Origin of the sequence: Burkholderia sp. AU18528 (assembly GCF_002223215.2) — a bacterium.
Classification (GTDB): Bacteria; Pseudomonadota; Gammaproteobacteria; order Burkholderiales; family Burkholderiaceae; genus Burkholderia; species Burkholderia semiarida.
Window position 1 is genome coordinate 519,868 of sequence record NZ_NKFC02000004.1, and the last position, 25,733, is coordinate 545,600.

A 25,733-nucleotide genomic window follows, 5' to 3' on the forward strand; every position below is an offset into this window, starting at 1 on the left:
GTACGATGAATACTCTTCGCGAAATCGTTCCGGTGCCGCGCGAGCAACTCGCGCGCTCGCGTGTGCTCGTCGTCGGCGACGTGATGCTCGACCGTTACTGGTTCGGCAACGTCGATCGCATTTCACCTGAAGCGCCGGTGCCGGTCGTGCACGTGCAGCGCCAGGAGGAGCGGCTCGGCGGCGCGGCCAACGTTGCACGCAATGCCGTGACGCTCGGCGGGCAGGCCGGCCTGCTGTGCGTCGTCGGTTGCGACGAACCCGGCGAGCGGATCGTCGAGCTGCTCGGCAGCAGCGGCGTGACGCCGCATCTCGAGCGCGATCCCGCACTCCCGACCACGATCAAGCTGCGCGTGCTCGCGCGCCAGCAGCAACTGCTGCGCGTCGATTTCGAGGCGATGCCGACGCACGAGGTGCTGCTCGCGGGGCTCGCACGCTTCGACGTGCTGCTGCCGCAGCACGACGTCGTGCTGATGTCGGATTACGCCAAAGGCGGCCTCACGCACGTGACGACGATGATCGAGAAGGCGCGTGCGGCCGGCAAGGCGGTCCTGGTCGACCCGAAGGGCGACGACTGGGCGCGCTATCGCGGCGCATCGCTGATCACGCCGAATCGCGCGGAACTGCGCGAGGTGGTCGGGCAGTGGAAATCGGAAGACGACCTGCGCGCGCGCGTCGCGAATCTGCGCGCGGAGCTCGGCATCGACGCGCTGCTGCTCACGCGTTCGGAGGAGGGCATGACGCTCTTTTCCGCGGGCGGCGAACTGCATGCGCCGGCGCTCGCGCGCGAGGTGTTCGACGTGTCGGGCGCGGGCGACACCGTGATCGCGACGGTCGCGACGATGCTCGGCGCCGGTGTGCCGCTCGTCGACGCCGTGGTGCTCGCGAATCGCGCGGCGGGCATCGTGGTCGGCAAGCTCGGCACGGCCACCGTGGATTACGACGAACTGTTTCACTGAGCGCATTCGGCGGCGCGACGAGCGCGCCGCACGCATGGCTCGCACTTTTCAGGCAGGACGATCATGACCCTCATCGTCACCGGCGCAGCCGGTTTTATCGGCGCGAACATCGTCAAGGCGCTCAACGAGCGCGGCGAGACGCGCATCATCGCGGTCGACAACCTGACGCGCGCGGACAAGTTCCGCAATCTCGTCGACTGCGAGATCGACGACTATCTCGACAAGACCGAATTCGTCGAACGCTTCGCGCGCGGCGATTTCGGCAAGGTACGCGCGGTATTTCACGAAGGCGCCTGTTCGGACACGATGGAAACCGACGGCCGCTACATGATGGACAACAACTTCCGCTACAGCCGTGCGGTGCTCGATACCTGCCTCGCGCAGGGCACGCAGTTCCTGTATGCATCGTCGGCCGCGATCTACGGCGGCTCGACGCGTTTCGTCGAGGAGCGCGACGTCGAGGCGCCGCTGAACGTGTACGGCTATTCGAAGTTCCTGTTCGATCAGGTGATCCGTCGCGTGCTGCCGAGCGCGAAGAGCCAGATCGCGGGCTTCCGCTATTTCAACGTGTACGGCCCGCGCGAGACCCACAAGGGCCGCATGGCGTCGGTCGCGTTCCACAACTTCAACCAGTTCCGCGCGGAAGGCAAGGTGAAGCTGTTCGGCGAGTACAACGGTTATGCGCCGGGCGAGCAGACGCGCGATTTCGTGTCGGTCGAGGACGTGACCAAGGTGAACCTGTTCTTCTTCGATCATCCGGAGAAGTCGGGCATCTTCAATCTCGGCACGGGCCGCGCGCAGCCGTTCAACGATATCGCATCGACGGTCGTGAACACGCTGCGCGCGCTCGACAACCAGCCGCCGCTGACGCTCGCGCAGCAGGTCGAGCAGGGCTTGATCGAATACGTGCCGTTCCCCGATGCGCTGCGCGGCAAGTATCAGTGCTTCACGCAGGCCGACCAGACGAAACTGCGCGCGGCCGGCTACGACGCACCGTTCCTGACCGTGCAGGAAGGCGTCGATCGCTACGTCCGTTGGCTATCCGGCCAGGTTTAAACCGGCGCGTCACATCGATAGACTGGGTCTCACGGTCGGCAGCCGCCGGCCGTTTTTCTTCGGAGATCCAGCACATGATCAGGAAATGGTTTGCCGCGGCGGTCATGCTCGGCGCGGTGGCGTCGGCCTGGGCGGCCGTCGACGTCAACACCGCGAACGAGGATGCGCTCGTCGGCATCAAGGGCATTGGCCCGGCGCGGGCGAAGGCGATTCTCGACGAGCGCGGCGCACACGGTCCGTTCAGGAATGCGGACGATCTCGCCACGCGCGTGAAGGGCATGGGCGGGCATACCGTCGAGCGGCTTCAGCAGGAAGGGCTGACGATCGGTGCGGCGGCCGGTACGGGTACGACGCCGCCGGCCGCGGGCAAGCCGGCGGCGGCAAAGCCCGCCGCCGCACCGGCCCGCACGGCGCAGAAATAACGGGTCGCACATACCCGACACAGGGCTCCTTCAGCCGCCGTCGTTGCGACGGCTTCCCGCGGCATGCCGCGGGTTTTTTGCGTGCGGCGGGCTGCGCGACGATCGCGAACCGCGCGGCGCGCGTATTCCATCGTCGTAATGGGGTTGCCGGCGCGCGTGCCGGTGCTGGTTTACAATCGATCGATTGATCGGCCTCGCACTCACGGTATATCCATGGCTTACAAAACTATCGAAGACACGATCGGCAATACGCCGCTCGTGCAACTGGTCCGCCTGCCGGACGACGAGATTCGCGCGCGCAACAACGTGCTGCTCGCGAAGCTCGAGGGCAACAATCCGGCCGGTTCCGTGAAGGATCGCCCGGCGCTGTCGATGATCAGCAAGGCCGAGGCGCGCGGGCGCATCAAGCCGGGCGATACGCTGATCGAGGCGACGAGCGGCAACACGGGCATCGCGCTCGCGATGGCCGCGGCGATCCGCGGCTACAAGATGGTGCTGATCATGCCGGAGGATCTGTCGGTCGAGCGCCGCCAGAGCATGGCCGCTTATGGCGCCGAAATCATCCTGACGCCGGTGAAGGGCGGGATGGAGCTGGCGCGCGATCTCGCGGAGCAGATGCAGCGCGAAGGCAAGGGCGTGATCCTCGACCAGTTCGGCAATCCCGACAATCCCGTCGCGCACTACGAAGGAACGGGGCCGGAGATCTGGCGCGATACCGAAGGGCGCATCACGCACTTCGTGTCCGCGATGGGCACGACGGGCACGATCATGGGCACGTCGCGCTACCTGAAGGAACAGAATCCGGCGATCGAAATTATCGGCGCGCAGCCGGAAGACGGCTCGCGTATTCCCGGCATCCGCAAGTGGCCGGAAGCGTACATGCCGACCATCTTCGATCGCAGCCGTGTCGATCGCGTCGAAAGCGTGAGCCAGGCGGCGTCGGAAACGATGACGCGCCGCCTTGCGGCGGTCGAAGGCATCTTCGCGGGCATTTCGTCGGGCGGCGCATGCGAAGTCGCGATGCGCATCGCACGGCAGGTCGAGAACGCGACGATCGTGTTCATCGTCTGCGATCGCGGCGACCGCTACCTGTCCACGGGCGTGTTTCCCGCCTGAGCGAGAGCGGGGCGCGATTCGCGCGTCGATAAAAAAAGCGCCGCGTTCCGTGAACCGCGGCGCTTTTTCTTTGGGCGACCAGCGCTTACTGCGGCTGCGCGTCGTCGGCGGCCGGTTGCAGCGCGCCATTGGCTTCCATCTGCGCCTTCACGGCCTCGCCGAGCTGGTACACGGCGAGCGCGTAGAAGAAGCTGCGGTTGTAGCGCGTCAGCACGTAGAAGTTCTTCAGGCCGAGCATGTATTCGGTCGCGCGCCCCGGCGTCGGCAGGTCGACCACGGTCACCGGCGTGCCGGCTTCGGCCGTGATGTTGACCGTCGGCTCGTTCAGCGTCATGCCCGCGCGCAGCAGTTGCGACAGTGCCCAGTGCGGTTCGGGCTGGCCGTCCGCGGCGGCCTGCGCGATGCCCAGGCTGCCCGTGTCGGGCGTGATCTGCCAGACCACCGGGCGGTCGGTTTCCCAGCCGTGCTGCTTCAGGTAGTTCGCGACGCTGCCGATCGCATCGACAGGACTGCTGCGCAGATCGACGTGGCCCGTACCGTCGAAGTCGACCGCGTATTCGCGGATGCTGCTCGGCAGGAACTGAGGAATCCCGATCGCGCCGGTGTACGAGCCGAGCACGGTGGTCGGGTCGAGCTGGTTGTCGCGGGTCCAGACCAGGAAGTCTTCGAGGTTCTTGCGGAACGTGGCCTGGCGGCTGTCGCGATTCGGCGTGTCCGGGTAGTCGAACGTCAGTGTGGTCAGCGCGTCGAGCACGCGGAAATTGCCCATGTAGCGGCCATAGATGGTCTCGACGCCGATGATGCCGACGATCACCTCGGGCGGCACGCCGAACTGCTCGGACGCGCGCTGCAGCGTCGCCTGGTTCGCCTTCCAGAACTTCACGCCGGCGTTGATGCGGATCGGTTCGATGAAGCGCGAGCGATAGACGCGCCAGTTCTTGACCGAAGGCGTGGGCGCGGGCCGCACGAGCTTGACGGCCGTCGCCGAGTAGCTGATGCGCGAGAACAGCGCATGCAGGCTCGCCGAATCGAAGCCGTTGCGGCTCACCATCTCGTCGATGAACGCGTCGACCTTCGCGTTGTTCGCGTACCGCTGCGGAACGATTTCCTCTTCGAAAGTCTGGCCTTGCGGCGTCGGCTGCTGCGGCTGGGCCTGGGCGACGAGCGTGCCGGCGGGCTTCGCCGGCTGCGTCTGCGCGACGGCAGGCGCGGTGCCGAGGGCCGTGGCGATGGCAGCGGCGACGAGCGGAGCGCGAACGCGGAACAGCGCGGGGAGAAGGGCGGCAGGCTTGCTGGAATTCATGTCGAAGCGGGCGGACAGGGCGATGGTGTTCGGCGCAGTATACCCGACGCATCCGGCGCGCCGGGCCGAAGCGGACCCCCGTTGTGGTAAGTTAGCGGCGAATTCGCGGCAGACGATGGACATCATTGAGGGAGACCTGCGGCGCACCCTGCGCCACGGATGACAGCTTATGGCAACCGCTTTCTATACGCACCCCGACTGCATGCTGCACGAGATGGGGGAGTGGCATCCGGAATGCCCGGCCCGCCTGTCGGCGATCCAGGATCAACTGATTGCGAGCCGCATCGACGACCTGATCGTGCACGAAACCGCGCCGTTCGCGAGCGAGGTCGCGCTGGGCCGCGTGCATACGCAGGCGCACATCGACTACATCCGCAGCATGACGCCGGTCGACGGTTACGTCGAGATCGATCCCGATACGCTGATGAATCCCGACACATGGCGCGCGGCGCTGCGCGCGGCCGGCGCCGCGATCGCGGCGACCGACGCGGTGATCGAAGGCCGCTATGCGAATGCGTTCTGCGGCGTCCGCCCGCCCGGCCATCATGCGGAGCCTGCCCGAGCGATGGGCTTCTGCTTCTTCAACAACGTCGCGATCGCCGCGCGGCATGCACTGGACGTACACGGCATCGAACGGGTCGCGATCATCGATTTCGACGTGCACCACGGCAACGGCACCGAGGCGGCGTTCGCGAACGACGAGCGCGTGCTGATGTGCAGCTTCTTCCAGCATCCGCTGTATCCGTTCTCGGGCGTCGATCATCAGGCGCCGAACATGGTCAACCTGCCGATGCCCGCGCGCAGCAACGGGATGGCGATCCGCGAAGCCGTCGACATGTTCTGGCTGCCGCGCCTCGACGCGTTCAAGCCGCAAATGCTGTTCGTGTCGGCCGGCTTCGACGCGCATCGCGAGGACGACATCGGCAATCTCGGTCTCGTCGAGGCCGACTTCGAATGGCTGACCGCGCAGATCGTCGAGGTGGCGCGCCGGCATGCGCAGGGCCGCATCGTCAGCTGCCTCGAAGGCGGCTACAACCTGTCCGCGCTCGGGCGCAGCGTCGTCGCGCACCTGCGCGTGCTGGCCGGGATCTGAATCCCGGCCGACCGGCCAACCGGCCGGCCGCGCTCAGCGTGCCGGCACGCGCGCGTGAATCCACGCGACCAACGCGTCGATCACGCGATCGCGTTCGAGATCGTTCATCGTTTCGTGGAAGCCGCCTTCGTACAGCGTCAGCGTACGGTCGGGTGAGCCGACGCGTGCGCCGAACGCGCGGCTGCCGTCGGGTTCGGTCAGCTTGTCCTCGGTGCCGTGATAGACGAGCACCGGCACGCGCAGCGTGTCGCGGCCGTTTTCGATGCGCGCCATCGCGTCGAGAATCTCCGCACCAGTGCGTGCGGGCACGGCGCCGTGATGCACGAGCGGGTCGGCGCGATTGGCCGCGACGATGGCCGGATCGCGCGACAGCAGCGCCGCATCGATCCTGATCGCGGGGAAAGTGGGCCACACGCGGCTGATGACGCGGCTGACCGCGAGCATCCAGCGCGGCACGTCGCGCCCGGGCGCAAGCGCCGGACTCGACAGCACGAGGCCCGTCAGCGCGTGGCCGCGTACCGGTGCACGTTCGATCGCGTAGAGCGCCGCGATCGCGCCGCCCATGCTGTGTCCCATCAGGAACAGCGGCGCGTCGCCGCGCGCGGCTTCGGCGACCAGCGCGTCCGCATCGTTCAGGTAGTCGTCGAAACGTTCGACCCAGGCTCGCTTGCCGGGCGAGTGGCCATGCCCGCGCAGATCGATCGCCAGCACGTCGATGCCGGCCGCGTTCAGCCGGCCGGCGAGCGCGGCATGGCGGCCCGCGTGTTCGGCGAGACCGTGCACCAGCGCGATCGTCGCGCGCGGCGGCGCGGCGCCGTCGCCGGCCGGCCAGCGGTACGACGCCAGTTCGAGCCCGTCGGCGGTACGCAGCCGGCCCATCCGCGGCGCGGGCGCCGATCCGGCGGTGGCGGGTGCGGCGGCCGGCGTGGTGGTCGTGCTCATCGGGCGTGTTCCCTGTTCGTTGGTCGGTGTTCCGGATCATAGTCGCGGGATTCTCGCGAGCCCCCAGCGGCGCCCCTCTAATTTCATTTGGTTATGAAAAGATCGAAATCGATTATTAAGGGGAATGAGGGGTTTGCGGTAAAATCGCGGGTTATTCCAGATGCATCGGCGGCCGACTGGCGGGCCAACTCGCCGGCCGGCCGCCGTTTTGTTTACATGATCGAATTGCGCAATCTTTCGCAGCGTTTCCCCGGCCCGGGCGGCTGGGTCGAAGCGTTGCACAACGTCAATCTGACGATCCCGCAGGGCGAGGTGTTCGGCATCATCGGCCGAAGCGGCGCCGGCAAGAGCACGCTCGTGCGCACCATCAACCTGCTCACGCGGCCGACCGAAGGCAATGTCGTCGTCGGCGGGCGCGATCTCACGCTGCTGTCGGCCGGCGCGCTGCGCGAAGCGCGCCGCGAAATCGGCATGATCTTCCAGCACTTCAACCTGCTGTCGTCGCGCACGGTGTTCGACAACGTCGCGCTACCGCTCGAGCTGGCCGGCGCGAGCCGTGCCGACATCGAAGCCGCGGTGCTGCCGCTGCTCGACCTGGTCGGGCTGTCCGCGCAGAAGGATCGCTATCCGGCGCAGATCAGCGGCGGGCAGAAGCAGCGCGTCGGCATCGCCCGCGCGCTGGCGAGCCAGCCGAAGGTGCTGCTGTCGGACGAGGCGACGTCGGCGCTCGACCCCGAAACCACGCGTTCGATCCTCGACCTGCTGAAGCGCATCAACCGCGAGCTCGGCCTGACGATCGTGCTGATCACGCACCAGATGGAAGTGATCAAGCAGGTCTGCGATCGCGTGGCGGTGCTCGATGCGGGGCGCGTGGTCGAGGAAGGCCGCGTGATCGACGTGTTCCTGCAGCCGCATCACGAAGTGACGCGCGCGCTGATCGGCGACGTGATCGCGCAGGAGTTGCCGCCCGCGCTGAAGGCGCGCGTGGCCGAGCGGCTGAAGACGGGCAGCGGGCATCTGCTGCGGCTCGCGTTCACGGGCTCGGGGGTCGACCAGCCGATCCTGTCGGAGACGATCCGCCGGTACGAACTCGATTTCAACATCCTGCATGGCCAGATCGACGAGATCCAGGGGCAGGCATTCGGTTCGCTCGCGGTGCTCGCGGGCGGCGAGCCGGGCAAGGTCGGGCAGGCGCTCGCGTTCCTGCGCGAGCAAGGTGTGGTGGTAGAGGAGCTTTCGTATGTTGAGTGAGATGTTCGATATGTTCGTGCAGTCGTTCTGGGAGACGCTGATCATGGTCGGCATCTCCGGGGCGGTCGGCGCGCTCGTCGGCCTGCCGCTCGGCGTGCTGCTCTACCTGACCGATCGCCAGGGCGTGCTGCAGAATCTCGCGGTCAATCGCGTGCTCGGCGGCATCGTGAACGCGGTCCGCTCGACGCCGTTCATCATCCTGCTGGTCGCGGTGATTCCGTTCACGCGGCTCGTTACCGGTTCATCGATCGGCACGGCTGCGGCGGTCGTGCCGCTGACGCTCGCGGCCGCGCCGTTCATCGCGCGTCTCGTCGAAACCGCGCTGCGTGAAGTCGATCGCGGGCTGATCGAGGCCGCGCAATCGATGGGCGCGACCACGTCGCAGATCGTCTTCAAGGTGCTGTTGCCCGAATCGCTGCCGGGCGTCGTCGCGGGCCTGACGATCACGTTCGTGTCGCTGGTCGGCTATTCGGCGATGGCGGGCGCGATCGGCGGCGGCGGGCTCGGCGATCTCGGGATCCGTTACGGTTACCAGCGCTATCTGCCGGAAGTGATGTGGACGGTCGTCGCGATCCTGATCGTGTTCGTGCAGATCGTGCAATCGCTCGGCGACTGGCTGGTGCGCCGGCTGAGCCACAAATAAGATCAGACCGATTCGATAGGGGAGAGACGATGCAACGACGCTTCATGCTGAAATTCGCGGCGGCGCTGGGCGCGGCCGCACTGTTCGCGGGCGCGCAAGCCCGGGCCGAAACCATCAAGGTCGGCGTGACGGGCGGTCCGCACGCGCAGATCATGGAAGTGGTGAAGAAGGTCGCGGCGAAGGAGGGGCTCGAGATCCGCATCGTCGAGTTTTCCGACTACGTGCAGCCGAACGCCGCGCTCGCGTCGGGCGACCTCGACGCGAACAGCTACCAGCACGATCCGTATCTGCAGGCGCAGGTGAAGGATCGCGGCTACAAGCTGATCAAGGTCGCGGATACCGTCACGTTTCCGATGGGCATCTACTCGAAGCGCGTGAAGTCGCTGGCCGAGCTGAAGCCGGGCGCGCGCGTCGCGGTGCCGAACGATCCGACCAACGGCGGCCGCGCGCTGCTGTTGCTGCAGAAGCAGGGGCTGCTGAAGCTGCGCGCGGATGCGGGGTTGAAGGCGACGCCGCTCGATATCGTCGACAATCCGCGCAAGCTGAAGATCGTCGAGCTCGATGCGGCGCAGATTCCGCGCTCGCTCGGCGACGTCGACGCGGCCGCGATCAATACCAACTACGCGATGGAAGCGGGGTTGAAACCGAAGCAGGACGCGATCGCGATCGAGGGCCCGAGCGGCCCGTACGCGAACATCCTCGCGATTCGCGACGCGGACCGGAACAAGCCGTGGGTCGCCAGGCTGATTGCGGCCTATCACTCGGCCGACGTGAAACAGTTCATCGAAGGCAAGTTCGGCGGCGCGGTCATTGCCGCCTGGTAACGGCCGCAGCACGGGACGCCCGGCGCGATTAGAGTCGATGATCGAAAACCCGGGCTTTGCGTCCGGGTTTTTTCTCTTTTAAAATAGAACGACCGTTCGCTATCATTGGCGCGTCGCCAAGAAGCGGTATCCTCGACAACCATCATGGTTGGGTCCGCCTGGCCGCGCAGTCATGAGGCCTCGCTTAAAATGGCCTCTGGTCGTATTCGTAACTTTGGAGCGTGTGCATGAAAATCCTGGTGCCAGTGAAAAGAGTGGTCGATTACAACGTGAAGGTCCGCGTGAAGTCGGACAACACGGGTGTCGACATCGCGAACGTGAAGATGTCGATGAACCCGTTCGACGAGATCGCCGTGGAAGAAGCCGTGCGCCTGAAGGAAGCGGGCGTGGCGACCGAAGTGATCGCGGTGTCGGTGGGTGTGACTCAAGCGCAGGAAACGCTGCGCACGGCGCTGGCGATCGGCGCGGATCGCGCGATCCTCGTCGAGTCGAACGACAGCGTCGAGCCGCTGGCCGTCGCGAAGATCCTGAAGGCACTGGTCGACAAGGAACAGCCGCAACTGGTGATCCTCGGCAAGCAGGCGATCGACGACGATTCGAACCAGACGGGCCAGATGCTGGCCGCGCTCGCAGGTCTGCCGCAGGCGACGTTCGCGTCGAAGGTGACGATCGCCGACGGCAAGGCAATCGTTGCGCGCGAAGTCGACGGCGGCGCAGAAACGCTGTCGCTGACGCTGCCGGCGGTCGTGACGACCGACCTGCGCCTGAACGAGCCGCGCTACGTGACGCTGCCGAACATCATGAAGGCGAAGAAGAAGCCGCTGGAAACCGTGAAGCCGGAAGACCTGGGCGTGGACGTCGCGCCGCGGCTGAAGACGCTGAAGGTGGCCGAGCCGCCGAAGCGCGCGGCCGGCGTGAAGGTGCCGGACGTGAAGACGCTGGTCGAGAAGCTGAAGACCGAAGCCAAGGTGCTGTAAGAGGGAGCGCAAGGAAATGACGATTCTGGTGATTGCAGAACACGACAACGCGTCGATCAAGGCCGCGACGTTGAACACGGTGGCGGCGGCAGCGAAGATCGGCGGCGATATCCACGTGCTGGTCGCGGGCCACAACGCGCAAGCGGCGGCCGACGCGGCAGCGAAGATCGCGGGCGTGTCGAAGGTGCTGCTGGCCGACGCGCCGCAACTGGCCGAAGGCCTGGCGGAAAACGTCGAGGCGACCGCGCTGAACATCGCGAAGGACTACTCGCACATCCTCGCGCCGGCGACGGCCTACGGCAAGAACGTCGCGCCGCGCATCGCCGCGAAGCTGGACGTCGCGCAGATCTCGGACATCACGGCAGTCGATTCGGCCGATACGTTCGAGCGTCCGATCTACGCGGGCAATGCGATCGCGACCGTGCAGTCGAGCGATCCGATCAAGGTCATCACGGTGCGTGCGACGGGTTTCGATCCGGTGGCGGCGGAGGGCGGCAGCGCAGCGGTCGAGAAGATCGAAGCGGCGGCCGACGCCGGCAAGTCGCAGTTCGTGAGCCGTGAAGTGACGAAGCTGGACCGTCCGGAGCTGACGTCGGCGAGCATCATCGTGTCGGGCGGCCGCGGTCTGGGCAGCGGCGAGAACTACACGAAGGTGCTGGAGCCGCTGGCGGACAAGCTGTCGGCAGCGCTCGGCGCGTCGCGCGCGGCAGTCGACGCCGGCTACGTGCCGAACGACTACCAGGTCGGCCAGACGGGCAAGATCGTCGCGCCGCAGTTGTACATCGCGGTCGGCATCTCGGGTGCGATCCAGCATCTGGCCGGCATGAAGGATTCGAAGGTGATCGTCGCGATCAACAAGGATCCCGAAGCACCGATCTTCAGCGTGGCCGATTACGGCCTCGTCGGCGATCTGTTCTCGCTCGTGCCGGAGCTCGTGAACGAGCTCGGCTGACGCGGCGTGACGCTTCAGCGGTAAGCACACACGAAGAGGGGCGCGATGAGCGCCCCTTTTTCGCTGTGTCGTCGGCTGAAGCGGCGCGAGCGTCGTTCGCCTGGAAGATCCGCGATCGTACTGTGCCGTGCCGAACATATCGTCGCGTACACCCGACGGGCAGCGTCGGTTCGCTCGCCGTGCGACGGGAGCATGCGCACGTTGACTGAAGCGTCGCGCCGAGTCGGCACTCGCACTCGCAGTCACGGAAACGAGAAAGGCGCCCAAGGGCGCCTTTCTCGTCGATGCAACGGGCCCGCCTCGCCGCGGGCCGTTCCGATTTACGCGTAGGCCGGGCGCGCTTGGCCGGGCGCGTCCTTCAGGTAACGATGCACCGACAGGTCGTCGGCCTGGATCGCCGGCATCTTGCCCGAGATCAGGTCCGCGAGCAGTTGGCCAGAGCCGCACGACATCGTCCAGCCGAGCGTGCCATGGCCGGTGTTCAGGAACAGGTTCGACACCGGCGTGCGGCCGACGATCGGCGTGCCGTCCGGCGTCATCGGGCGCAGACCCGTCCAGAACGTGGCCTTCGACGTGTCGCCGCCGCCCGGGAACAGGTCGTTCACGCACATCTCGAGCGTTTCGCGGCGTGCGGCGCGCAGCGTCTTGTCGAAGCCCACGATTTCCGCCATCCCGCCGACGCGGATGCGCTGGTCGAAGCGCGTGATCGCGATCTTGTAGGTTTCGTCGAGCACGGTCGACACCGGCGCGGCGGCTTCGTCGACGATCGGCGCGGTGATCGAATAGCCCTTGAGCGGATAGACGGGAATCTTCATCAGGTTCGAGATGAAGCGCGTCGAGTACGAGCCCAGCGCGACGACGTACGCGTCGGCACGCACCGTCTCGCTGCCGCATTGCACGCCGGCGATCTTGCCGCCCGCGATCGCGAGCGCATCGATCGGCGTGTTGTAGCGGAACTTCACGCCGAGCGATTCGGCGAGCGCGGCGAGGCGCGTCGTGAACAACTGGCAATCGCCGGTTTCGTCGCCCGGCAGGCGCAGGCCGCCCGTCAGCTTGTGCGAGACGGCGGCGAGCGCCGGCTCGGCTTTTTTCAGCTCGGCCGGCGACAGCAGTTCGAACGGCACGTTCGCTTCCTGCAGCACGGCGATGTCCTTCGCCGCGCCGTCGAGCTGCTGCTGCGTGCGGAACAGTTGCAGCGTGCCGCCCGTGCGGCCTTCGTACTGGATGCCGGTATCGGCGCGCAGCGCCTGCAGGCAATCGCGGCTGTATTCGGCGAGACGGACCATGCGGCTCTTGTTCACCGCATAGCGCTCGGCCGTGCAGTTGCGCAGCATCTGGACCATCCACTGGAGCTGGAAGCGCGTGCCGTCGAGGCGGATCGCGAGCGGCGCGTGCTTTTCGAACATCCACTTGACGGCCTTCAGCGGCACGCCGGGCGCGGCCCACGGCGCCGCATAGCCGGGCGAGATCTGGCCTGCATTCGCGAAGCTCGTCTCCAGCGCCGGGCCGGCTTCCCGGTCGATCACCGTGACTTCGTGGCCGGCGCGCGCGAGGTAATACGCGCTTGCCACGCCCACCACACCGCTGCCCAGAATGACGACTCGCATAGCTGCTCCAGATGGAAGGAATCAGGTCGAGGCCGGGCGCACCCGCAGCTCCGTGTTACCTCTAGCTGATCTAGTTTTTTGCGCTATGGTATTGTCGAATGTGCAGTTTTTGTTATTGTATTTTTCTGGTTTTCAGCATAAACAAATGAGAACGCAACGTCAGCCCGTACGCTCGCTCGACAAGCTCGACCGGCGCATCCTGAAACTGCTCCAGGACGACGGCCGGATGGCGATGAAAGACCTCGCGGAACAGGTCGGACTGACCGTCACGCCGTGCATCGAGCGCGTGCGGCGCATGGAGCGCGACGGCGTGATCACCGGCTATCACGCGCGGGTCGACCCGGGGCAATTGGGCGCCGCGCTGCTGGTGTTCGTCGAGATCACGCTCGGCCACAAGGGCGGCAACATGTTCGAGCAATTCCGCCGGGAAGTGATGAAGATCGACGAGGTGCTCGAATGTCATCTCGTCTCCGGCGATTTCGACTACCTGATCAAGGCGCGAATCGGCGAGATGGCCGACTACCGCAAGCTGCTCGGCGACATCCTGCTGCAGTTGCCGGGCGCCGTGCAGTCGAAGAGCTATGTCGTAATGGAGGAAATCAAGGAAACGCTGACGATCGCCGTCGGCGAGTGACGCACCGGCGGCCGGCCGTCGGGCCCTTTATCCCGCTCTTGGCATGCTGCGCCCAATACTGTATAAATGTACAGTATTGGGCGCAGGCGAATGGGTGGGCACATGGACGATCGGTCCGACAACGAATTTCCGGTAGCGCCGCCCGTGCCCCGCAAGGGGCGCGGTGCGGTCGACAACCTGCAGGGGCGGTATGAAATCGCGCAGCGCGAAGCGGTCGACGACGGCTGGACGCACGAGTCCGACGATGCCGACTTCCCCGCGCCGCTGCGCACGCAGGTCTTCGAGGAGCGGGCGAAGAGCATCCTCACGCACAACCAGTCGCCCGACATTCCGTTCAGCGTGTCGCTCAATCCGTATCGCGGCTGCGAGCACGGTTGCATCTACTGCTTCGCGCGGCCGACGCACAGCTATCTCGGGCTGTCGCCGGGGCTCGATTTCGAAAGCCGCATCTACGCGAAGGTGAACGCGGCCGAACTGCTCGAGCGCGAGATTTCGCGCAAGCGCTACGTGCCCGAGCCGATCGCGCTCGGCGTCAACACCGATGCGTACCAGCCGGTCGAACGCGACCTGCGCATCACGCGCAGCGTGATCCAGGTGATGCACGATCGCGGGCTGCCGTTCGCGGCGATCACGAAATCGTCGCTGATCGAGCGCGATCTCGACCTGCTCGCGCCGATGGCCGAACGCGGGCAGGTGATGGCGGCGGTCACGATCACGACGCTCGATGCCGAGCTCGCGCGCACGCTCGAGCCGCGCGCGGCCACCCCGGCGCGGCGGTTGCGCACGATCCGGGCGCTACGCGATGCGGGTGTGCCGGTCGGCGTGAGCATTGCACCGGTGATTCCGTTCGTCACCGAGCCAGACATGGAGCGCGTGCTCGAAGCCTGCGCGGAAGCCGGTGCGACGCATGCGAGCTACATCATCCTGAGATTGCCGTGGGAGGTCGCGCCGCTGTTCAAGCAGTGGCTTGCCGCGCATTTTCCCGATCGTGCGGAGCGCGTGATGAACCGCGTGCGCGACATGCGCGGCGGCAAGGATTACGATTCGGACTTCTCGAAACGGATGAAGGGCGAGGGGATCTGGGCCGACCTGTTGCGGCAACGCTTCCGTCAGGCCGTCAAGCGGCTCGGGCTGAACGAGCGCACGAACGGCATTCTGGATCTGTCGCGATTCCGCGGCGCGCCGGTCGCTGGGGTGTCGGCGCCGCCTGTCGCGGTTCGAGCAGCCGGCGCGAAGTCGCGCGACGACATCCAGTTGAGCCTGTTCTGACCGACGAGCAACGTAGTCGCCGGTGTCCCGTATCGATCGTGCTGGCCGGGCTTACTGCGAAATCTGCTTGGCCGCTTGGACCTGCGATTCGAAGTACGTCTGGAACGACAGCGCGAGTGCGGTCATCAGCAGGAACGCGCCGATCAGCAGCGAGAAAATCACGACGAAGATCACGGTCCAGCCCGACTGGCTGTGCTTGCCGGTGTCCGCATTGAATTGCGCATCCCATTTTTCGTCGGGGCGCAGCCCGTAGACGAGGGCGGCGAGGAACGCCGCCAGCAGCGAGATTGCGCCGGGCACCGCGAGCCACCAGCCGAGGCCGGCGCTGCGCTGGGTTGCCGCGAGCAGCAGGAAGCCCGGGATGCCGACGATCGTCGCGAGCAGGTGGGCCCAGCCGTACACGTCGCGAAAGCCGTACAGATAGAAGCGGTGCGCACCGAGCGATCCGAGCAGGAACGCGAGGGCGGCGGTGAGCGTCTTGGAGCGGAAGCGGCGGGGTGATGCGGTGCTGCTGGACATGGATGGCGGCGTATTGTCGTTGGCTTGGGCGGCCGGCAAGCCGGCGCGGGCGCACGGCCCGGCACGCATTCTACGATGCCCGGTCGGGCCCGGTCACCCCTCGGCTGCGTCAAGGTGCCGCATAAGTCACGCGATAGATCGCGCCCGCGTAATCGTCGCTGACGAGCAACGAACCGTCCGGCAGCGGCAGTACGTCGGCCGGGCGTCCCCATACCGTGCCGTCGGGCCGCAGCCAGCCGGCGATGAACGGCGTCTGACGTGCGTGGCTGCCGTCCACGGGGGCGACCACGCGCATCACGCGGTAGCCGACCTTCGTGCTGCGGTTCCACGAGCCGTGTTCGGCGATGAAGACATTATTTCGATACGACGCCGGAAACATCGATCCGGTGTAGAAACGCATGCCGAGCGCCGCCACGTGTGCGCCGAGTTTCAGGACGGGTGGTACATAACGGCGGCAGACGTCGGCGCTGCCGAATTCGGGGTCGGGCGTATCGCCGCCGTGGCAGTATGGAAAGCCGAAGTCGAGGCCGGCGCGCGGCGCACGGTTCAGCTCGTCGTCGGGTACGTCGTCGCCCATCATGTCGCGCCCGTTGTCGGTGAACCACAGCTCCCCCGAATCGGGGTGCCATGCAAAGCCGACCGTATTGCGTATGCCGCGGGCGAACACTTCGCGCCCACTGCCGTCGGCGTTCATGCGCGCAATGATCGCGTAGCGGCTGCGATCGGCGAGGCAGGCATTGCACGGCGCGCCGGTCGGTACGTAGAGCTTGCCATCGGGGCCGAACGCGATGAATTTCCAGCCGTGATGGTGGTCGGTCGGCAGCGCGTCGGTCACGACGACGGGGGCGGGCGGTCTGGCGAGCCGGTCGTCGATACGGTCGACGCGCAGGATACGCGACACGGCGGATATATAGAGAGCGCCATCGCGATAGGCGACGCCGACTGGCATATCGAGTCCGGACGCGATCACGTAGCGCGCGGTGATCCGACCCTCGCGCATCACGAATGCATGGACTCGGCCTTCCCGCGTGCCGACATACAGAATGCCGCGTGGCGACCACGCCATTTCGCGCGCGGCCGGCACCGTGTCCGTCAGCACTTCCACGTGGAAGCCGGGCGGCACGACGAGTTCGTTCACCGGCAACGGCGCGGCAAACGCCGGCAGGGAGACGAGGCAGGCAAGGCCGGCAAGCAGCGCCGCGAATCGGTGCTGCGCGCGGCGCGCGAGGGCGGCGCGAAAGGGCGGCATGACGGTCGGGAGCGTCGTGGACACGCCGATTGTATGCCTGCTGGACGGGCCGTCCGCGGATTTTTACGCGTAAGTGTTTGTTGTACCTCTGCTTTCCGGCTATAATCGCGTGTTTCAGTAGTTTCGAACCCGGTTTTCCCGAAGGACATCATATGGTTATCATCCGTCTGGCTCGTGGCGGCTCGAAGAAGCGCCCGTTCTACAACATCGTTGCTACCGATTCGCGCAACCGTCGTGACGGCCGCTTCATCGAGCGCGTCGGCTTCTACAACCCGGTCGCCACGAAGGGCGAATCGCTGCGTATCGCTCAGGATCGCCTGACGTACTGGCAAGGCGTTGGCGCGCAACTGTCGCCGACCGTCCAGCGTCTCGTGAAGGAAGCGCAAAAGGCGCAACCGGCTGCCTGACATGGCACGGTGTGCCGGTCGTGCCGGCTGTGAGGTGCATTGATGGCGGGTCACGATTCCGGTAATGCAAGGCGCGGGCGTGCGTCATTTGGCGCATTCGTCCGCAAGCCGGTCGAGCGCGACACGGTCGCGAACGCCGGTCAGGCTGCCGAACAAGGCAGTCCCGAAGCGACGCAAGCCTGGCCTGACGATGCCGTCGAGGTCGGGGCGGTGGTCGACGCCTACGGCCTGAAAGGCTGGATCAAGGTGGCGACGCATGCCGATGCCGGTCGCGGTGGCGACGCGCTGCTCAACGCGCGTCGCTGGTGGCTGGAACGCGGTGCGGAGCGGCTTTCCGCCCGCATCATGCAGTCGAAGACGCACAGCGACACTGTCGTTGCGCAACCCGCGGGCGTCAGCGACCGCGATGCCGCGCTGTCCATGCGCGGCTTTCGCGTGTTCGTGCGCCGGGAAGATTTCCCGGCACTGGCCGCGGACGAATTCTATTGGGTCGACCTGATCGGTCTCGACGTCGTCAACGAGCAATCGGTGGCGCTCGGGAAGGTGAGCGGGATGATCGACAACGGCGTGCATTCGATCATGCGTGTCGAGTATCCGGCGACCGGCAAAGACGGTCAGCCGACCACCGACGAGCGGTTGATTCCGTTCGTCGGCGTCTACGTCAAAACGGTGGATCAGGCGGCGCGTCGCATCGTCGTCGACTGGGAAGCCGATTACTGAAATGAACCAGGTTACCGAGCGCGCGGTGCAGTTCGACGTCGTCACGCTCTTTCCCGAGATGTTCCGCGCGCTGACCGACTGGGGAATCACCAGCCGGGCCGTGAAGCAGGGGCGCTTCGGGTTGCGCACCTGGAACCCGCGTGATTTCACGACGGACAACTACCGCACGGTCGACGATCGTCCGTACGGCGGCGGTCCGGGCATGGTGATGCTGGCCAGGCCGCTCGAAGCCGCGATCGACGCCGCGAAAGCGGCGCAGGCGGAGCAGGGCATCGCGAGCACGCGCGTCGTGATGATGTCGCCGCAAGGCGCGCCGCTCACGCATGATCGTGCGGTGCGGATGGCGCAGGAACCCGGCGTCGTCGTGCTGTGCGGCCGCTACGAAGCGATCGACCAGCGCTTGCTGGATCGTTGCGTCGACGAGGAAATCAGCCTCGGCGATTTCGTGCTGTCGGGCGGCGAACTGCCGGCGATGGCGCTGATGGATGCAGTCGTGCGGCTGCTGCCCGGCGTGCTGAACGATTCGCTGTCGGCCGTGCAGGACAGCTTCGCCGACGGCCTGCTCGATTGTCCGCACTACACGCGGCCCGAGGAATACGAGGGCGTGCGCGTGCCGGACGTGCTGCTCGGCGGGCATCATGCCGAGATCGAGAAGTGGCGGCGTCAGGAAGCATTGAGGAATACGTTGCGGAAGCGCCCGGACCTGATCGCCCGGGCGCGCCGCGAGAAGTTGTTGAGCCGGGCCGACGAGGCGTGGCTTGCGAACCTCGCACGCGAAGCGAAGGACGCCTCCTGAGGCGGCTGCGCGGGCGGGAATTGGCGGTGCCGTACATGCGTGTGCGGCGCCTGATGTGAATCCATCCTCTATCGGGGCCGAGCCTGGAAGCAGGCGGGTACGAACGCCGACACGATGGCATAAGGAGTCAGTAATGAATCTGATCGCAAAACTTGAGCAGGAAGAGATCGAGCGCGCGCTCGCCGGCAAGACGATCCCCGATTTCGCCCCGGGCGACACGGTGATCGTGAACGTGAACGTGGTTGAAGGTAACCGCAAGCGCGTTCAGGCTTACGAAGGCGTCGTCATCGCGAAGCGCAACCGTGGCCTGAACTCGAACTTCATCGTTCGCAAGATCTCGTCGGGTGAAGGCGTCGAGCGTACGTTCCAGACGTACTCGCCGCTGCTGGCAAGCATCGTCGTGAAGCGTCGCGGTGATGTGCGTCGTGCGAAGCTGTACTACCTGCGCGAGCGTTCGGGCAAGTCGGCTCGTATCAAGGAAAAGCTGGTGTCGAAGGATCGCGCCGCAGCAGCTTCCCAAGAGTAAGAGCTGTAAGGAAAAAGCACCCAACCGGGTGCTTTTTTCATTCTGGCGCGACAATATGCTCGATACGACACGAACCCGAGAGCCCCATTGAATCGCCGCCCCATCATCGATCCCGAAGTATTGCCGGTCGAAGGCACCGGCGCCGGCCTGCCTGTCATCGATTCCCGGCTGATGACGCCGTCCGGCCTGCGCGAACGTTTCTCACGCACGCTCGAATGGAGCGTCGAGCCCGGCGAGGCGAGGCTGCAGGAAGGTGTCGATCCGCGCAGCGCGGCCGTTCTCATGCCGCTCGTCGCACGCGAGACGGGCCTCACCGTACTGCTGACGCAGCGCGCCGATCACCTGGACGACCATGCCGGACAGATCAGCTTTCCGGGCGGCCGTCGCGAGCCGTTCGATCGAGACGCGACCGCCACCGCGTTGCGCGAGGCGAAAGAGGAGATCGGGCTGGCCGCCGAACGCGTCGAGATTCTCGGCGTGCTGCCCGACTACCTGACCGGCACGGGCTTCTGCGTGACACCGGTCGTCAGCCTCGTGCATCCGCCGTTCACCGTGCAGGCCGACACGTTCGAAGTCGCCGAGATTTTCGAAGTGCCGCTCGCGTTCTTGATGAATCCCGCGAACCATCAGGTCCGCGTGTTTCGGTGGGAAGGCGGCGAGCGTCGTTTTTTTGCCATGCCTTACCCGAACGGCGAAGCGGGCGGGCAATACTTCATCTGGGGCGCAACTGCCGCCATGTTTCGCAATCTGTATCGCTTCTTGGCCGCCGGCTAGGCGGGCGCGCCGGCCGGCGCGCGCGAGCGGCTGCCCGGCGACCGCGCCGGCAGCCATGCGCGGCTGACGCTGTGCTATCGTTATGCAAAAAATGACATAACTCCGAAGACGGCGCCACGCATGACTTTCTTTTCGGTTCTCCTTGCCCTCATCATCGAACAGGTCCGCGCGTTGTCGCCGAGCAATCCGGTGTTCGCGCTGTTCCAGTTTCATGCGGAAACCGTCGCGCATGGCCTCGACGCCGGCAAGCAGAAGCACGGGCTCCTCGCATGGCTCGCGGTCGTGCTGCCGTGGGTGCTGATCGTCGCGCTGGTCTATTTCCTGTTGTACAAGGTGAGCTTCGTGCTCGCGTTCATATGGAACGTCGTCGTCGTGTATTTCACGCTCGGCTTCCGTCAGTTCAGCCACTACTTCACCGATATCCATCTCGCGCTCAACAACGACGACGTGCCGCGCGCGCGCGAAATCCTGCATGAGTGGACGGGTATCGACACGGTCGACATGCCGGTCGGCGAAATCGTCCGCCATACGCTGATCCATGCGGTCGTCGCGTCGCATCGGCACGTCTTCGGCGTGTTCTTCTGGTACGTGCTGCCGATCGGTCCGGCCGGCGCCGTGTTGTACCGGATTTCCGAATACCTCGCGCGCAGCTGGTCGACGCCGGGCGACGATCGCACGGCCGCGTTCTCGACGTTCGCGCAGCGCGCGTTCTTCGTGATCGACTGGATTCCGTCCCGACTGACGGCGCTTGGCTTCGCGATCGTCGGCAATTTCGAGGATGCGATCTATGCATGGCGCAACCATACGCGCCAGTGGCCCGACCCGAACGACGGCGTGCTGCTGGCGGCCGGCAGCGGGGCGCTCGGTGCGCGTCTCGCCGGGCCGCTCGCGGAACCGTCGAGCCTCGATGCGCTGGCGGTCGGCGACAGCGGTCCGTTGACGGTTGGTGACGATTGCACGCCGCGCACGCTGCAGTCGGCAGTCGGCCTCGTGTGGCGCGCGGTGATCCTGTGGATGATCCTGCTGCTGATGCTCACGCTCGCCGTCTGGGTGTCGTGACGGCGCAGCGCAGTACCCGATGAAAGACAAAGGCCGGCTGGATGCCGGCCTTTTCGCTGTGGGTCGGCGCAGTGCGTTCAGTCGTCGAGCGGGTCGCGCACGGCGCCGCATTGCCAGCACGCGGTGAATTGCGCTTCGAGCGCTTCTCCGCACTGCCGGCAGCGCCACGGTGCCGCGCCGGCCGACGGGCCGTGCGACGCGGCATCGAGGAGCCGGCGGGCGAGTGCATCGTCGCGTTCGTCGTCGAGCCACAGCTCGGGCGTGCACGCATCGGCGGGCAGGCCGCCGAGTGCGCCGGTCGCGTAGCAGTTGTGCAGCTCGCAACCGATGCCGGCCACCTGGAGCACGTTGGCCCAATGCTGCGCGGTCGCGAGGTCGGGTGCCTTGAAACGCATCGTGGCTCCTGTCGATGAAGGCCGGCATGGCGCCGGCCGGCCGTCGCGCACCTCGCGCGATCAGCGGACGATCTGGCTCGCCTCGTGCACGAGTTGCGCGTACAGCGCGTGCCGCGACGGCGCGATACGGCCGTCGGCGACGGCTTCGAGGATCGCGCAGCCGGGCTCGTGCAGATGATGACAATTATAGAAACGGCAGTCCGCGAGCAACGGCCGGAATTCCGGAAACGCGCGTTCGAGACGGCCTTCGGTCAGGTGGTAGAGGCCGAATTCCTGGAAGCCCGGCGAATCGATCAGCGCACCGCCGCCTTCCAGCGGGTACAGGCGCGTGAACGTCGTCGTGTGACGGCCGCTGTTGAGCGCGGCCGAAATCTCGCGGGTCGCGGCTTCGGCGTCGGGTACGAGCAGGTTCACGAGCGTCGACTTGCCCATCCCGGACTGGCCGAGCAGGATCGTCGAATGCCCGGCGAGGTGCGGCATCAGCTGTGCACGCGCGTCGTCCGGCGCGCCCTTCACCGACAACTCGAGCACGTCGTAGCCGAGCGCGCGGTACGGCGCGAGGCGCTCGCGCGCGACCGGCAGCGCGGCCTCGACGTCGATCTTGTTCAGCACGACGAGCGGCTTCAGCTCGTTCGCTTCGGCTGCGATCAGCGCGCGGCCGAGGAGATCCTCGCTGAAATAGGGCTCGGTCGCGAGCACGATCAGCAACTGGTCGAGGTTCGCCGCGAACAGCTTCGACTTGAACTGGTCGGAGCGGTACAGCAGGTTGCGCCGTTCGCCGATCTCGACGATCACGCCCTGGTCGGCCGACGCGAGTTCGTACGCGACGCGGTCGCCGACCGCGATGTCGCTCTTCTTGCCGCGCGGGAAGCATTGCAGCATCGGGCCGCCGTCGTCGGGGGCGACGATGTAGTGGCGGCCGTGCGCCGCGATCACGCGGCCTTCGGCCCGTTGCGCGCCCGACGCGCGCGCGGCCGGCTTGCGGGAGGTCGGCCGGCTCATGCGTGCTGCAGCAAGCGGTCGATCCGCTGCGACGCGGGCGGATGCGAGTAATAGAAAGCCGTGTAGACGGGGTCGGGCGTGAGCGTCGACGCGTTGTCTTCGTAGAGTTTCACGAGCGCGCTGACGAGATCCTGCGCGTCGGTCTGGCTGGCCGCGAACGCGTCGGCCTCGAATTCGTGCTTGCGCGACGTGAGGCTGCTGAACGGCGTCGCGAAGAACAGGAACACGGGAATCGCGAGGAAGAACAGGACGAGCGCGGCGCCCGCGTTGCTGGTGTCGAGCGACGGCGTGACGCCGAGCCCCGTATAGAACCACGTGCGTTGCGCGAGCCAGCCGAGCAGCGCGAGCAGCACGAGGCTCAGCACGAACGACACGAGCATCCGCTTCATCACGTGGCGGCGCTTGAAGTGGCCGAGTTCGTGCGCAAGCACGGCTTCGATCTCCTGGCCGGACAGGCGCGCGAGCAGCGTGTCGAAGAACACGATCCGCTTCGATGCGCCGAAACCCGTGAAGTACGCGTTGCCGTGCGCGGAGCGGCGGCTGCCGTCCATCACGAACAGGCCCTTGGCCGCGAAGCCGCAGCGCTTCATCAGCGACTCGATGCGCGCGCGCAGCGCATCGTCCTTCAGCGGCTCGAACTTGTTGAAGAGCGGCGCGATGAAGGTCGGGTAGATCAGCAGCACGAGCATCTGGAACGCGACCCAAACGATCCAGGTCCACAGCCACCACAGGTGGCCGGCCTGGTTCATCAGCCACAGCACGACGAACAGCAGCGGCAGACCGAGCACGGAGCCGAGCAACGTGTTTTTCAGCATGTCGGTGAAGAACAGCCGCTTCGTCATCCGGTTGAAGCCGAAACGCTGCTCGATGCCGAACTGGCGGTAGTACTCGAACGGGACGTCGATCACGCCCGTGATCACGAGCACCGCGGCGACGAGGGCGACCTGCTGCCCGTAGCCGCGGCCGAGCCAGCCGGTCAGCAGCGTGTCGAGCGCGCCGACGCCGCCGAGCAGCGTGAGGCCGACCAGCACGGCCGCGCTGACGACGATCTCGAACATCGTCAGCCGGGTGCGCTCGACCGTGTAGTCGGCCGCGCGCTGGTGGGCGGTCAGCGGGATGGTGGCGCTGAACTGCGCGGGCACGCCGTTGCGGTGCGCGGCGACGAAGCGGATCTGCCGCGACGCGAGCCACAGCTTGGTGACGACCATCGCGAGCACGGCGATCGCGAACAGCAGGGTGAACGAAAAGGGTGACATCGAAGGCGCCAAAGGGTTCTATGCGAGAATTATATGTTCTTGCGGACCGGCCCCGCTCACGCGATGCCGGCCGCCCGGGCGGCGCCGCATCGGCGCGCCCGGTCCGCCATTTTCCAGGATGAATCATGACCGATACCGCCGCTTCCGCCAGCCAGCCCGCGCTCGTGCGCAACGAGTTGAACCTCGTCTGGCTCGACATGGAAATGACGGGCCTCGACCCGGATAACGACCGCATCATCGAGATCGCGGTCGTCGTGACCAATTCCACGCTCGACGTCGCGGTCGAGGGCCCGGTGTTCGCGATCCACCAGAGCGACGAGACGCTCGCGAAGATGGACGACTGGAACAAGTCGACGCACGGCCGTTCGGGGCTGATCGACCGCGTGCGCGCATCGACCGTGACCGAGGCGGAAGCCGCCGCGCAACTGCAGGCGTTCCTCGCGCAGTACGTGTCGCCGGGCAAGTCGCCGATGTGCGGCAACTCGATTTGCCAGGACCGCCGCTTCATGGCGCGCTGGATGCCCGAATTCGAGCGGTTCTTCCACTACCGCAATCTCGACGTCAGTACGCTCAAGGAGCTGTGCCGCCGCTGGCAGCCGGCCATCTACAAGGGTTTTCAGAAGCGGGCGATGCACACGGCGCTTGCCGATATCCACGAGTCGATCGACGAACTGAAGTACTACCGCGAGCATTTCCTGATTCCGGCCGCCTCGGCGCCGGCAGGCGATTCCGTGCCGGCCGCCTGAGCGGGCCGGCACGCGTGCGGCGCGCGGCAAACGCTCAGCGCCGCGCGCTTTTCGGCCGGAACGCCGCGACCACCGCGGCGTCGGTCTCGACATACGGGCCGCCGATCAGGTCGATGCAGTAGGGCACCGCGGCGAAGATGCCGGGCACGGTCGACTTGCCGTCGGCGTCGCGCAGCCCTTCCAGCGTTTCCCGGATCGACTTCGGCTGGCCGGGCAGGTTGATGATCAGCGCCGCATGGTCGGCCGTTTCGCGGATCACGGCGACCTGCCGCGACAGGATCGCGGTCGGCACGAAATTCAGGCTGATCTGCCGCATCTGTTCGCCGAATCCCGGCATTTCCTTCGTCGCCACGGCCAGCGTGGCTTCCGGCGTCACGTCGCGGCGCGCGGGGCCCGTGCCGCCCGTCGTCAGCACGAGGTCGCAGCCGGCGACGTCGACCAGTTCGGCGAGCGTGGCCGAGATCGTCGGCGCGTCGTCCTGGATCAGGCGCGTTTCGGCGCGCCACGGCGAAACCAGCGCGCCGGCGAGCCATTCCTGCAGCGCCGGGATGCCCTTGTCTTCGTAAACCCCCGTGCTCGCGCGGTCGCTGATCGACACGAGGCCGACCACGAGCTCGTCCGGATGGTTACGCTTCGTCGTCATGGTCGTCTCCGGCGTCGTCGGCCGCTTCGTCGTCGCTGTCGGATGCGCCGCCCGCGGCCTTGATCCATTGGAACAGCTCGCGGAAATAGCGCGGCGGCTTGCCTTGCTGCGCTTCCTTGCGCGCGTTGCGGATCAGCGTGCGGCCTTCCTGGATGTCGGCGTCGGGGTGCTGGCGCAGGAATTCGGTCAGCGCGTCGTCGCTCGCGAGCAGTTGCTCGCGCGTGCGCTCGATCCAGTGCAGGCGGGCGGTGGCGGCCTTGTTCACGCCGCGTTGCGCGTCGAGCGCGGTGCGCAGCGCGGCCGTTTCGTCGTCGGTCAGCGAGCGCATCATGCGGCCGACGTACTGGAGCTGGCGGCGCTTGCCTTCGTGATCGGTGATCCGGCGCGCCTCGCGCACGGCGTCCGCGAGGTCTTCGGGCATCGGCATGCGCTTGAGCGCGTCCTTCGGCAGGTCGACGAGCGCCTGGCCGAGTTCCTGCAGCGCGTGCATTTCGCGCTTCAACTGGGATTTGCTGGGGCGATCGTAGCCATGGTCGTCGTCCTCGACGGCAGGTTCGATCGGCTGGATTCGGGTTTTGCGTGTCATGGGCCGCATT

General features: G+C 66.4%; 29 protein-coding genes. 19 read left to right on the forward strand and 10 right to left on the reverse strand.

Going from position 1 to position 25,733, the window contains the following annotated elements; all coding sequences use genetic code 11:
- The first annotated feature begins 5 nt into the window (after window positions 1–5).
- From rfaE1 to cysM, 4 genes are all read left to right on the forward strand, one after another.
- Complete coding sequence (gene rfaE1, locus CFB52_RS05110) at window positions 6–956, forward strand: D-glycero-beta-D-manno-heptose-7-phosphate kinase (RefSeq protein WP_059574062.1); 951 nt, start codon at window positions 6–8, stop codon at window positions 954–956.
- 63 nt (window positions 957–1,019) lie between these two features.
- Window positions 1,020–2,012: an ADP-glyceromanno-heptose 6-epimerase gene (gene rfaD, locus CFB52_RS05115; protein ID WP_006496538.1), complete on the forward strand. Its 993-nt coding sequence runs from the start codon at window positions 1,020–1,022 to the stop codon at window positions 2,010–2,012.
- Between the two features lie 74 nt (window positions 2,013–2,086).
- The gene (locus CFB52_RS05120; RefSeq protein WP_060313163.1) at window positions 2,087–2,434 is read left to right on the forward strand and encodes a helix-hairpin-helix domain-containing protein; all 348 of its coding nucleotides are present in this window, start codon (window positions 2,087–2,089) and stop codon (window positions 2,432–2,434) included.
- Between the two features lie 213 nt (window positions 2,435–2,647).
- Complete coding sequence (gene cysM / locus CFB52_RS05125) at window positions 2,648–3,550, forward strand: cysteine synthase CysM (RefSeq protein WP_059574060.1); 903 nt, start codon at window positions 2,648–2,650, stop codon at window positions 3,548–3,550.
- Window positions 3,551–3,635: 85 nt separating this feature from the next.
- On the opposite strand, the gene mltB is transcribed toward cysM, so the two are convergent.
- Window positions 3,636–4,979, reverse strand: coding sequence for a lytic murein transglycosylase B (gene mltB / locus CFB52_RS05130; protein WP_099316184.1), 1,344 nt, complete (start codon window positions 4,977–4,979; stop codon window positions 3,636–3,638).
- Between the two features lie 43 nt (window positions 4,980–5,022).
- Here mltB and CFB52_RS05135 point away from each other — a divergent pair, with 43 nt between their 5' ends.
- Window positions 5,023–5,946, forward strand: a complete 924-nt coding sequence (locus tag CFB52_RS05135) for a histone deacetylase family protein (protein ID WP_059574058.1) — start codon at window positions 5,023–5,025, stop codon at window positions 5,944–5,946.
- Between the two features lie 33 nt (window positions 5,947–5,979).
- On the opposite strand, the gene CFB52_RS05140 is transcribed toward CFB52_RS05135, so the two are convergent.
- Window positions 5,980–6,888 carry an alpha/beta hydrolase gene (locus tag CFB52_RS05140; protein WP_099316185.1) on the reverse strand — a complete coding sequence of 303 codons (909 nt, stop codon included), beginning with the start codon at window positions 6,886–6,888 and terminating at the stop codon, window positions 5,980–5,982.
- Between the two features lie 216 nt (window positions 6,889–7,104).
- Between CFB52_RS05140 and CFB52_RS05145 the strand changes: the two genes are divergently transcribed.
- From CFB52_RS05145 to CFB52_RS05165, 5 genes are all read left to right on the forward strand, one after another.
- Entirely contained in the window at window positions 7,105–8,139 is a 1,035-nt protein-coding gene (locus CFB52_RS05145) for a methionine ABC transporter ATP-binding protein (protein ID WP_059574056.1), read from the forward strand.
- Window positions 8,129–8,782 carry a methionine ABC transporter permease gene (locus tag CFB52_RS05150; protein WP_059574055.1) on the forward strand — a complete coding sequence of 218 codons (654 nt, stop codon included), beginning with the start codon at window positions 8,129–8,131 and terminating at the stop codon, window positions 8,780–8,782. Before CFB52_RS05145 ends, CFB52_RS05150 begins: the two co-directional genes overlap by 11 nt.
- Window positions 8,783–8,811: 29 nt before the next feature.
- Window positions 8,812–9,606 (forward strand): MetQ/NlpA family ABC transporter substrate-binding protein, encoded by a 795-nt coding sequence (locus CFB52_RS05155; protein WP_059574054.1) that lies wholly within the window; start codon window positions 8,812–8,814, stop codon window positions 9,604–9,606.
- Window positions 9,607–9,833: 227 nt separating this feature from the next.
- Window positions 9,834–10,583: an electron transfer flavoprotein subunit beta/FixA family protein gene (locus CFB52_RS05160; protein WP_099316186.1), complete on the forward strand. Its 750-nt coding sequence runs from the start codon at window positions 9,834–9,836 to the stop codon at window positions 10,581–10,583.
- Between the two features lie 16 nt (window positions 10,584–10,599).
- Window positions 10,600–11,535: an electron transfer flavoprotein subunit alpha/FixB family protein gene (locus CFB52_RS05165; protein WP_059638223.1), complete on the forward strand. Its 936-nt coding sequence runs from the start codon at window positions 10,600–10,602 to the stop codon at window positions 11,533–11,535.
- A 320-nt stretch (window positions 11,536–11,855) separates the two neighbouring features.
- Here the strand turns inward: CFB52_RS05165 and CFB52_RS05170 are convergent, their stop codons facing one another.
- The gene (locus CFB52_RS05170; RefSeq protein WP_059574052.1) at window positions 11,856–13,142 is read right to left on the reverse strand and encodes a D-amino acid dehydrogenase; all 1,287 of its coding nucleotides are present in this window, start codon (window positions 13,140–13,142) and stop codon (window positions 11,856–11,858) included.
- Window positions 13,143–13,287: 145 nt separating this feature from the next.
- Here CFB52_RS05170 and CFB52_RS05175 point away from each other — a divergent pair, with 145 nt between their 5' ends.
- Window positions 13,288–13,776, forward strand: a complete 489-nt coding sequence (locus CFB52_RS05175; protein ID WP_012492860.1) for an Lrp/AsnC ligand binding domain-containing protein — start codon at window positions 13,288–13,290, stop codon at window positions 13,774–13,776.
- A gap of 90 nt (window positions 13,777–13,866) precedes the next feature.
- Entirely contained in the window at window positions 13,867–15,045 is a 1,179-nt protein-coding gene (locus tag CFB52_RS05180) for a PA0069 family radical SAM protein (protein WP_060313176.1), read from the forward strand.
- A 51-nt stretch (window positions 15,046–15,096) separates the two neighbouring features.
- Here CFB52_RS05180 and CFB52_RS05185 read toward each other — a convergent pair whose 3' ends face one another.
- Entirely contained in the window at window positions 15,097–15,564 is a 468-nt protein-coding gene (locus CFB52_RS05185) for an NINE protein (RefSeq protein ID WP_059574326.1), read from the reverse strand.
- A gap of 109 nt (window positions 15,565–15,673) precedes the next feature.
- Window positions 15,674–16,813, reverse strand: coding sequence for a sorbosone dehydrogenase family protein (locus CFB52_RS05190; RefSeq protein WP_099316187.1), 1,140 nt, complete (start codon window positions 16,811–16,813; stop codon window positions 15,674–15,676).
- A gap of 152 nt (window positions 16,814–16,965) precedes the next feature.
- Here CFB52_RS05190 and rpsP point away from each other — a divergent pair, with 152 nt between their 5' ends.
- The 6 genes from rpsP to CFB52_RS05220 all read left to right on the forward strand — a co-directional run bounded on the left by rpsP (window position 16,966) and on the right by CFB52_RS05220 (window position 21,095).
- Entirely contained in the window at window positions 16,966–17,220 is a 255-nt protein-coding gene (gene rpsP, locus CFB52_RS05195) for a 30S ribosomal protein S16 (protein ID WP_006476550.1), read from the forward strand.
- 42 nt (window positions 17,221–17,262) lie between these two features.
- Entirely contained in the window at window positions 17,263–17,940 is a 678-nt protein-coding gene (gene rimM, locus CFB52_RS05200; RefSeq protein ID WP_060313183.1) for a ribosome maturation factor RimM, read from the forward strand.
- Between the two features lies 1 nt (window position 17,941).
- Window positions 17,942–18,736: a tRNA (guanosine(37)-N1)-methyltransferase TrmD gene (trmD, locus tag CFB52_RS05205; RefSeq protein ID WP_059638231.1), complete on the forward strand. Its 795-nt coding sequence runs from the start codon at window positions 17,942–17,944 to the stop codon at window positions 18,734–18,736.
- Window positions 18,737–18,869: 133 nt separating this feature from the next.
- Window positions 18,870–19,262: a 50S ribosomal protein L19 gene (gene rplS, locus CFB52_RS05210; RefSeq protein WP_059574047.1), complete on the forward strand. Its 393-nt coding sequence runs from the start codon at window positions 18,870–18,872 to the stop codon at window positions 19,260–19,262.
- Window positions 19,263–19,349: 87 nt separating this feature from the next.
- Window positions 19,350–20,036: a CoA pyrophosphatase gene (locus tag CFB52_RS05215; RefSeq protein ID WP_099316188.1), complete on the forward strand. Its 687-nt coding sequence runs from the start codon at window positions 19,350–19,352 to the stop codon at window positions 20,034–20,036.
- Window positions 20,037–20,156: 120 nt separating this feature from the next.
- Window positions 20,157–21,095 (forward strand): CobD/CbiB family protein, encoded by a 939-nt coding sequence (locus tag CFB52_RS05220; RefSeq protein ID WP_059574045.1) that lies wholly within the window; start codon window positions 20,157–20,159, stop codon window positions 21,093–21,095.
- A gap of 77 nt (window positions 21,096–21,172) precedes the next feature.
- Here CFB52_RS05220 and CFB52_RS05225 read toward each other — a convergent pair whose 3' ends face one another.
- The 3 genes from CFB52_RS05225 to CFB52_RS05235 are packed head-to-tail and all read right to left on the reverse strand — an operon-like array spanning window position 21,173 to window position 23,748.
- Entirely contained in the window at window positions 21,173–21,490 is a 318-nt protein-coding gene (locus CFB52_RS05225; RefSeq protein WP_011351362.1) for a putative signal transducing protein, read from the reverse strand.
- Window positions 21,491–21,550: 60 nt separating this feature from the next.
- The gene (rsgA, locus tag CFB52_RS05230; protein WP_059574044.1) at window positions 21,551–22,492 is read right to left on the reverse strand and encodes a ribosome small subunit-dependent GTPase A; all 942 of its coding nucleotides are present in this window, start codon (window positions 22,490–22,492) and stop codon (window positions 21,551–21,553) included.
- Window positions 22,489–23,748: a M48 family metallopeptidase gene (locus CFB52_RS05235; RefSeq protein WP_099316189.1), complete on the reverse strand. Its 1,260-nt coding sequence runs from the start codon at window positions 23,746–23,748 to the stop codon at window positions 22,489–22,491. The genes rsgA and CFB52_RS05235 overlap by 4 nt, the downstream gene beginning before the upstream one ends.
- 125 nt (window positions 23,749–23,873) lie before the next feature.
- Here CFB52_RS05235 and orn point away from each other — a divergent pair, with 125 nt between their 5' ends.
- On the forward strand, window positions 23,874–24,494 hold the full coding sequence (gene orn, locus CFB52_RS05240) for an oligoribonuclease (protein ID WP_050011510.1): 621 nt from the start codon (window positions 23,874–23,876) through the stop codon (window positions 24,492–24,494).
- Window positions 24,495–24,528: 34 nt separating this feature from the next.
- Here the strand turns inward: orn and mog are convergent, their stop codons facing one another.
- Both mog and yjgA read right to left on the reverse strand, forming a co-directional pair.
- The gene (gene mog / locus CFB52_RS05245; protein WP_081083261.1) at window positions 24,529–25,137 is read right to left on the reverse strand and encodes a molybdopterin adenylyltransferase; all 609 of its coding nucleotides are present in this window, start codon (window positions 25,135–25,137) and stop codon (window positions 24,529–24,531) included.
- On the reverse strand, window positions 25,121–25,723 hold the full coding sequence (gene yjgA / locus CFB52_RS05250; RefSeq protein ID WP_306532323.1) for a ribosome biogenesis factor YjgA: 603 nt from the start codon (window positions 25,721–25,723) through the stop codon (window positions 25,121–25,123). The genes mog and yjgA overlap by 17 nt, the downstream gene beginning before the upstream one ends.
- Window positions 25,724–25,733: the final 10 nt, after the last annotated feature.

Excerpts from the sequence above, each read along its gene's own strand:
- rfaE1 (WP_059574062.1), top strand. The coding sequence starts at position 6 with ATGAATACTCTTCGCGAAATCGTTCCGGTGCCGCGCGAGCAACTCGCG.
- rfaD (WP_006496538.1), top strand. The coding sequence starts at position 1,020 with ATGACCCTCATCGTCACCGGCGCAGCCGGTTTTATCGGCGCGAACATC.
- CFB52_RS05120 (WP_060313163.1), top strand. The coding sequence starts at position 2,087 with ATGATCAGGAAATGGTTTGCCGCGGCGGTCATGCTCGGCGCGGTGGCG.
- cysM (WP_059574060.1), top strand. The coding sequence starts at position 2,648 with ATGGCTTACAAAACTATCGAAGACACGATCGGCAATACGCCGCTCGTG.
- mltB (WP_099316184.1), bottom strand. The coding sequence starts at position 4,979 with ATGATGTCCATCGTCTGCCGCGAATTCGCCGCTAACTTACCACAACGG.
- CFB52_RS05135 (WP_059574058.1), top strand. The coding sequence starts at position 5,023 with ATGGCAACCGCTTTCTATACGCACCCCGACTGCATGCTGCACGAGATG.
- CFB52_RS05140 (WP_099316185.1), bottom strand. The coding sequence starts at position 6,888 with ATGAGCACGACCACCACGCCGGCCGCCGCACCCGCCACCGCCGGATCG.
- CFB52_RS05145 (WP_059574056.1), top strand. The coding sequence starts at position 7,105 with ATGATCGAATTGCGCAATCTTTCGCAGCGTTTCCCCGGCCCGGGCGGC.
- CFB52_RS05150 (WP_059574055.1), top strand. The coding sequence starts at position 8,129 with ATGTTGAGTGAGATGTTCGATATGTTCGTGCAGTCGTTCTGGGAGACG.
- CFB52_RS05155 (WP_059574054.1), top strand. The coding sequence starts at position 8,812 with ATGCAACGACGCTTCATGCTGAAATTCGCGGCGGCGCTGGGCGCGGCC.
- CFB52_RS05160 (WP_099316186.1), top strand. The coding sequence starts at position 9,834 with ATGAAAATCCTGGTGCCAGTGAAAAGAGTGGTCGATTACAACGTGAAG.
- CFB52_RS05165 (WP_059638223.1), top strand. The coding sequence starts at position 10,600 with ATGACGATTCTGGTGATTGCAGAACACGACAACGCGTCGATCAAGGCC.
- CFB52_RS05170 (WP_059574052.1), bottom strand. The coding sequence starts at position 13,142 with ATGCGAGTCGTCATTCTGGGCAGCGGTGTGGTGGGCGTGGCAAGCGCG.
- CFB52_RS05175 (WP_012492860.1), top strand. The coding sequence starts at position 13,288 with ATGAGAACGCAACGTCAGCCCGTACGCTCGCTCGACAAGCTCGACCGG.
- CFB52_RS05180 (WP_060313176.1), top strand. The coding sequence starts at position 13,867 with ATGGGTGGGCACATGGACGATCGGTCCGACAACGAATTTCCGGTAGCG.
- CFB52_RS05185 (WP_059574326.1), bottom strand. The coding sequence starts at position 15,564 with ATGTCCAGCAGCACCGCATCACCCCGCCGCTTCCGCTCCAAGACGCTC.
- CFB52_RS05190 (WP_099316187.1), bottom strand. The coding sequence starts at position 16,813 with ATGCCGCCCTTTCGCGCCGCCCTCGCGCGCCGCGCGCAGCACCGATTC.
- rpsP (WP_006476550.1), top strand. The coding sequence starts at position 16,966 with ATGGTTATCATCCGTCTGGCTCGTGGCGGCTCGAAGAAGCGCCCGTTC.
- rimM (WP_060313183.1), top strand. The coding sequence starts at position 17,263 with ATGGCGGGTCACGATTCCGGTAATGCAAGGCGCGGGCGTGCGTCATTT.
- trmD (WP_059638231.1), top strand. The coding sequence starts at position 17,942 with ATGAACCAGGTTACCGAGCGCGCGGTGCAGTTCGACGTCGTCACGCTC.
- rplS (WP_059574047.1), top strand. The coding sequence starts at position 18,870 with ATGAATCTGATCGCAAAACTTGAGCAGGAAGAGATCGAGCGCGCGCTC.
- CFB52_RS05220 (WP_059574045.1), top strand. The coding sequence starts at position 20,157 with ATGACTTTCTTTTCGGTTCTCCTTGCCCTCATCATCGAACAGGTCCGC.
- CFB52_RS05225 (WP_011351362.1), bottom strand. The coding sequence starts at position 21,490 with ATGCGTTTCAAGGCACCCGACCTCGCGACCGCGCAGCATTGGGCCAAC.
- rsgA (WP_059574044.1), bottom strand. The coding sequence starts at position 22,492 with ATGAGCCGGCCGACCTCCCGCAAGCCGGCCGCGCGCGCGTCGGGCGCG.
- CFB52_RS05235 (WP_099316189.1), bottom strand. The coding sequence starts at position 23,748 with ATGTCACCCTTTTCGTTCACCCTGCTGTTCGCGATCGCCGTGCTCGCG.
- orn (WP_050011510.1), top strand. The coding sequence starts at position 23,874 with ATGACCGATACCGCCGCTTCCGCCAGCCAGCCCGCGCTCGTGCGCAAC.
- mog (WP_081083261.1), bottom strand. The coding sequence starts at position 25,137 with ATGACGACGAAGCGTAACCATCCGGACGAGCTCGTGGTCGGCCTCGTG.
- yjgA (WP_306532323.1), bottom strand. The coding sequence starts at position 25,723 with ATGACACGCAAAACCCGAATCCAGCCGATCGAACCTGCCGTCGAGGAC.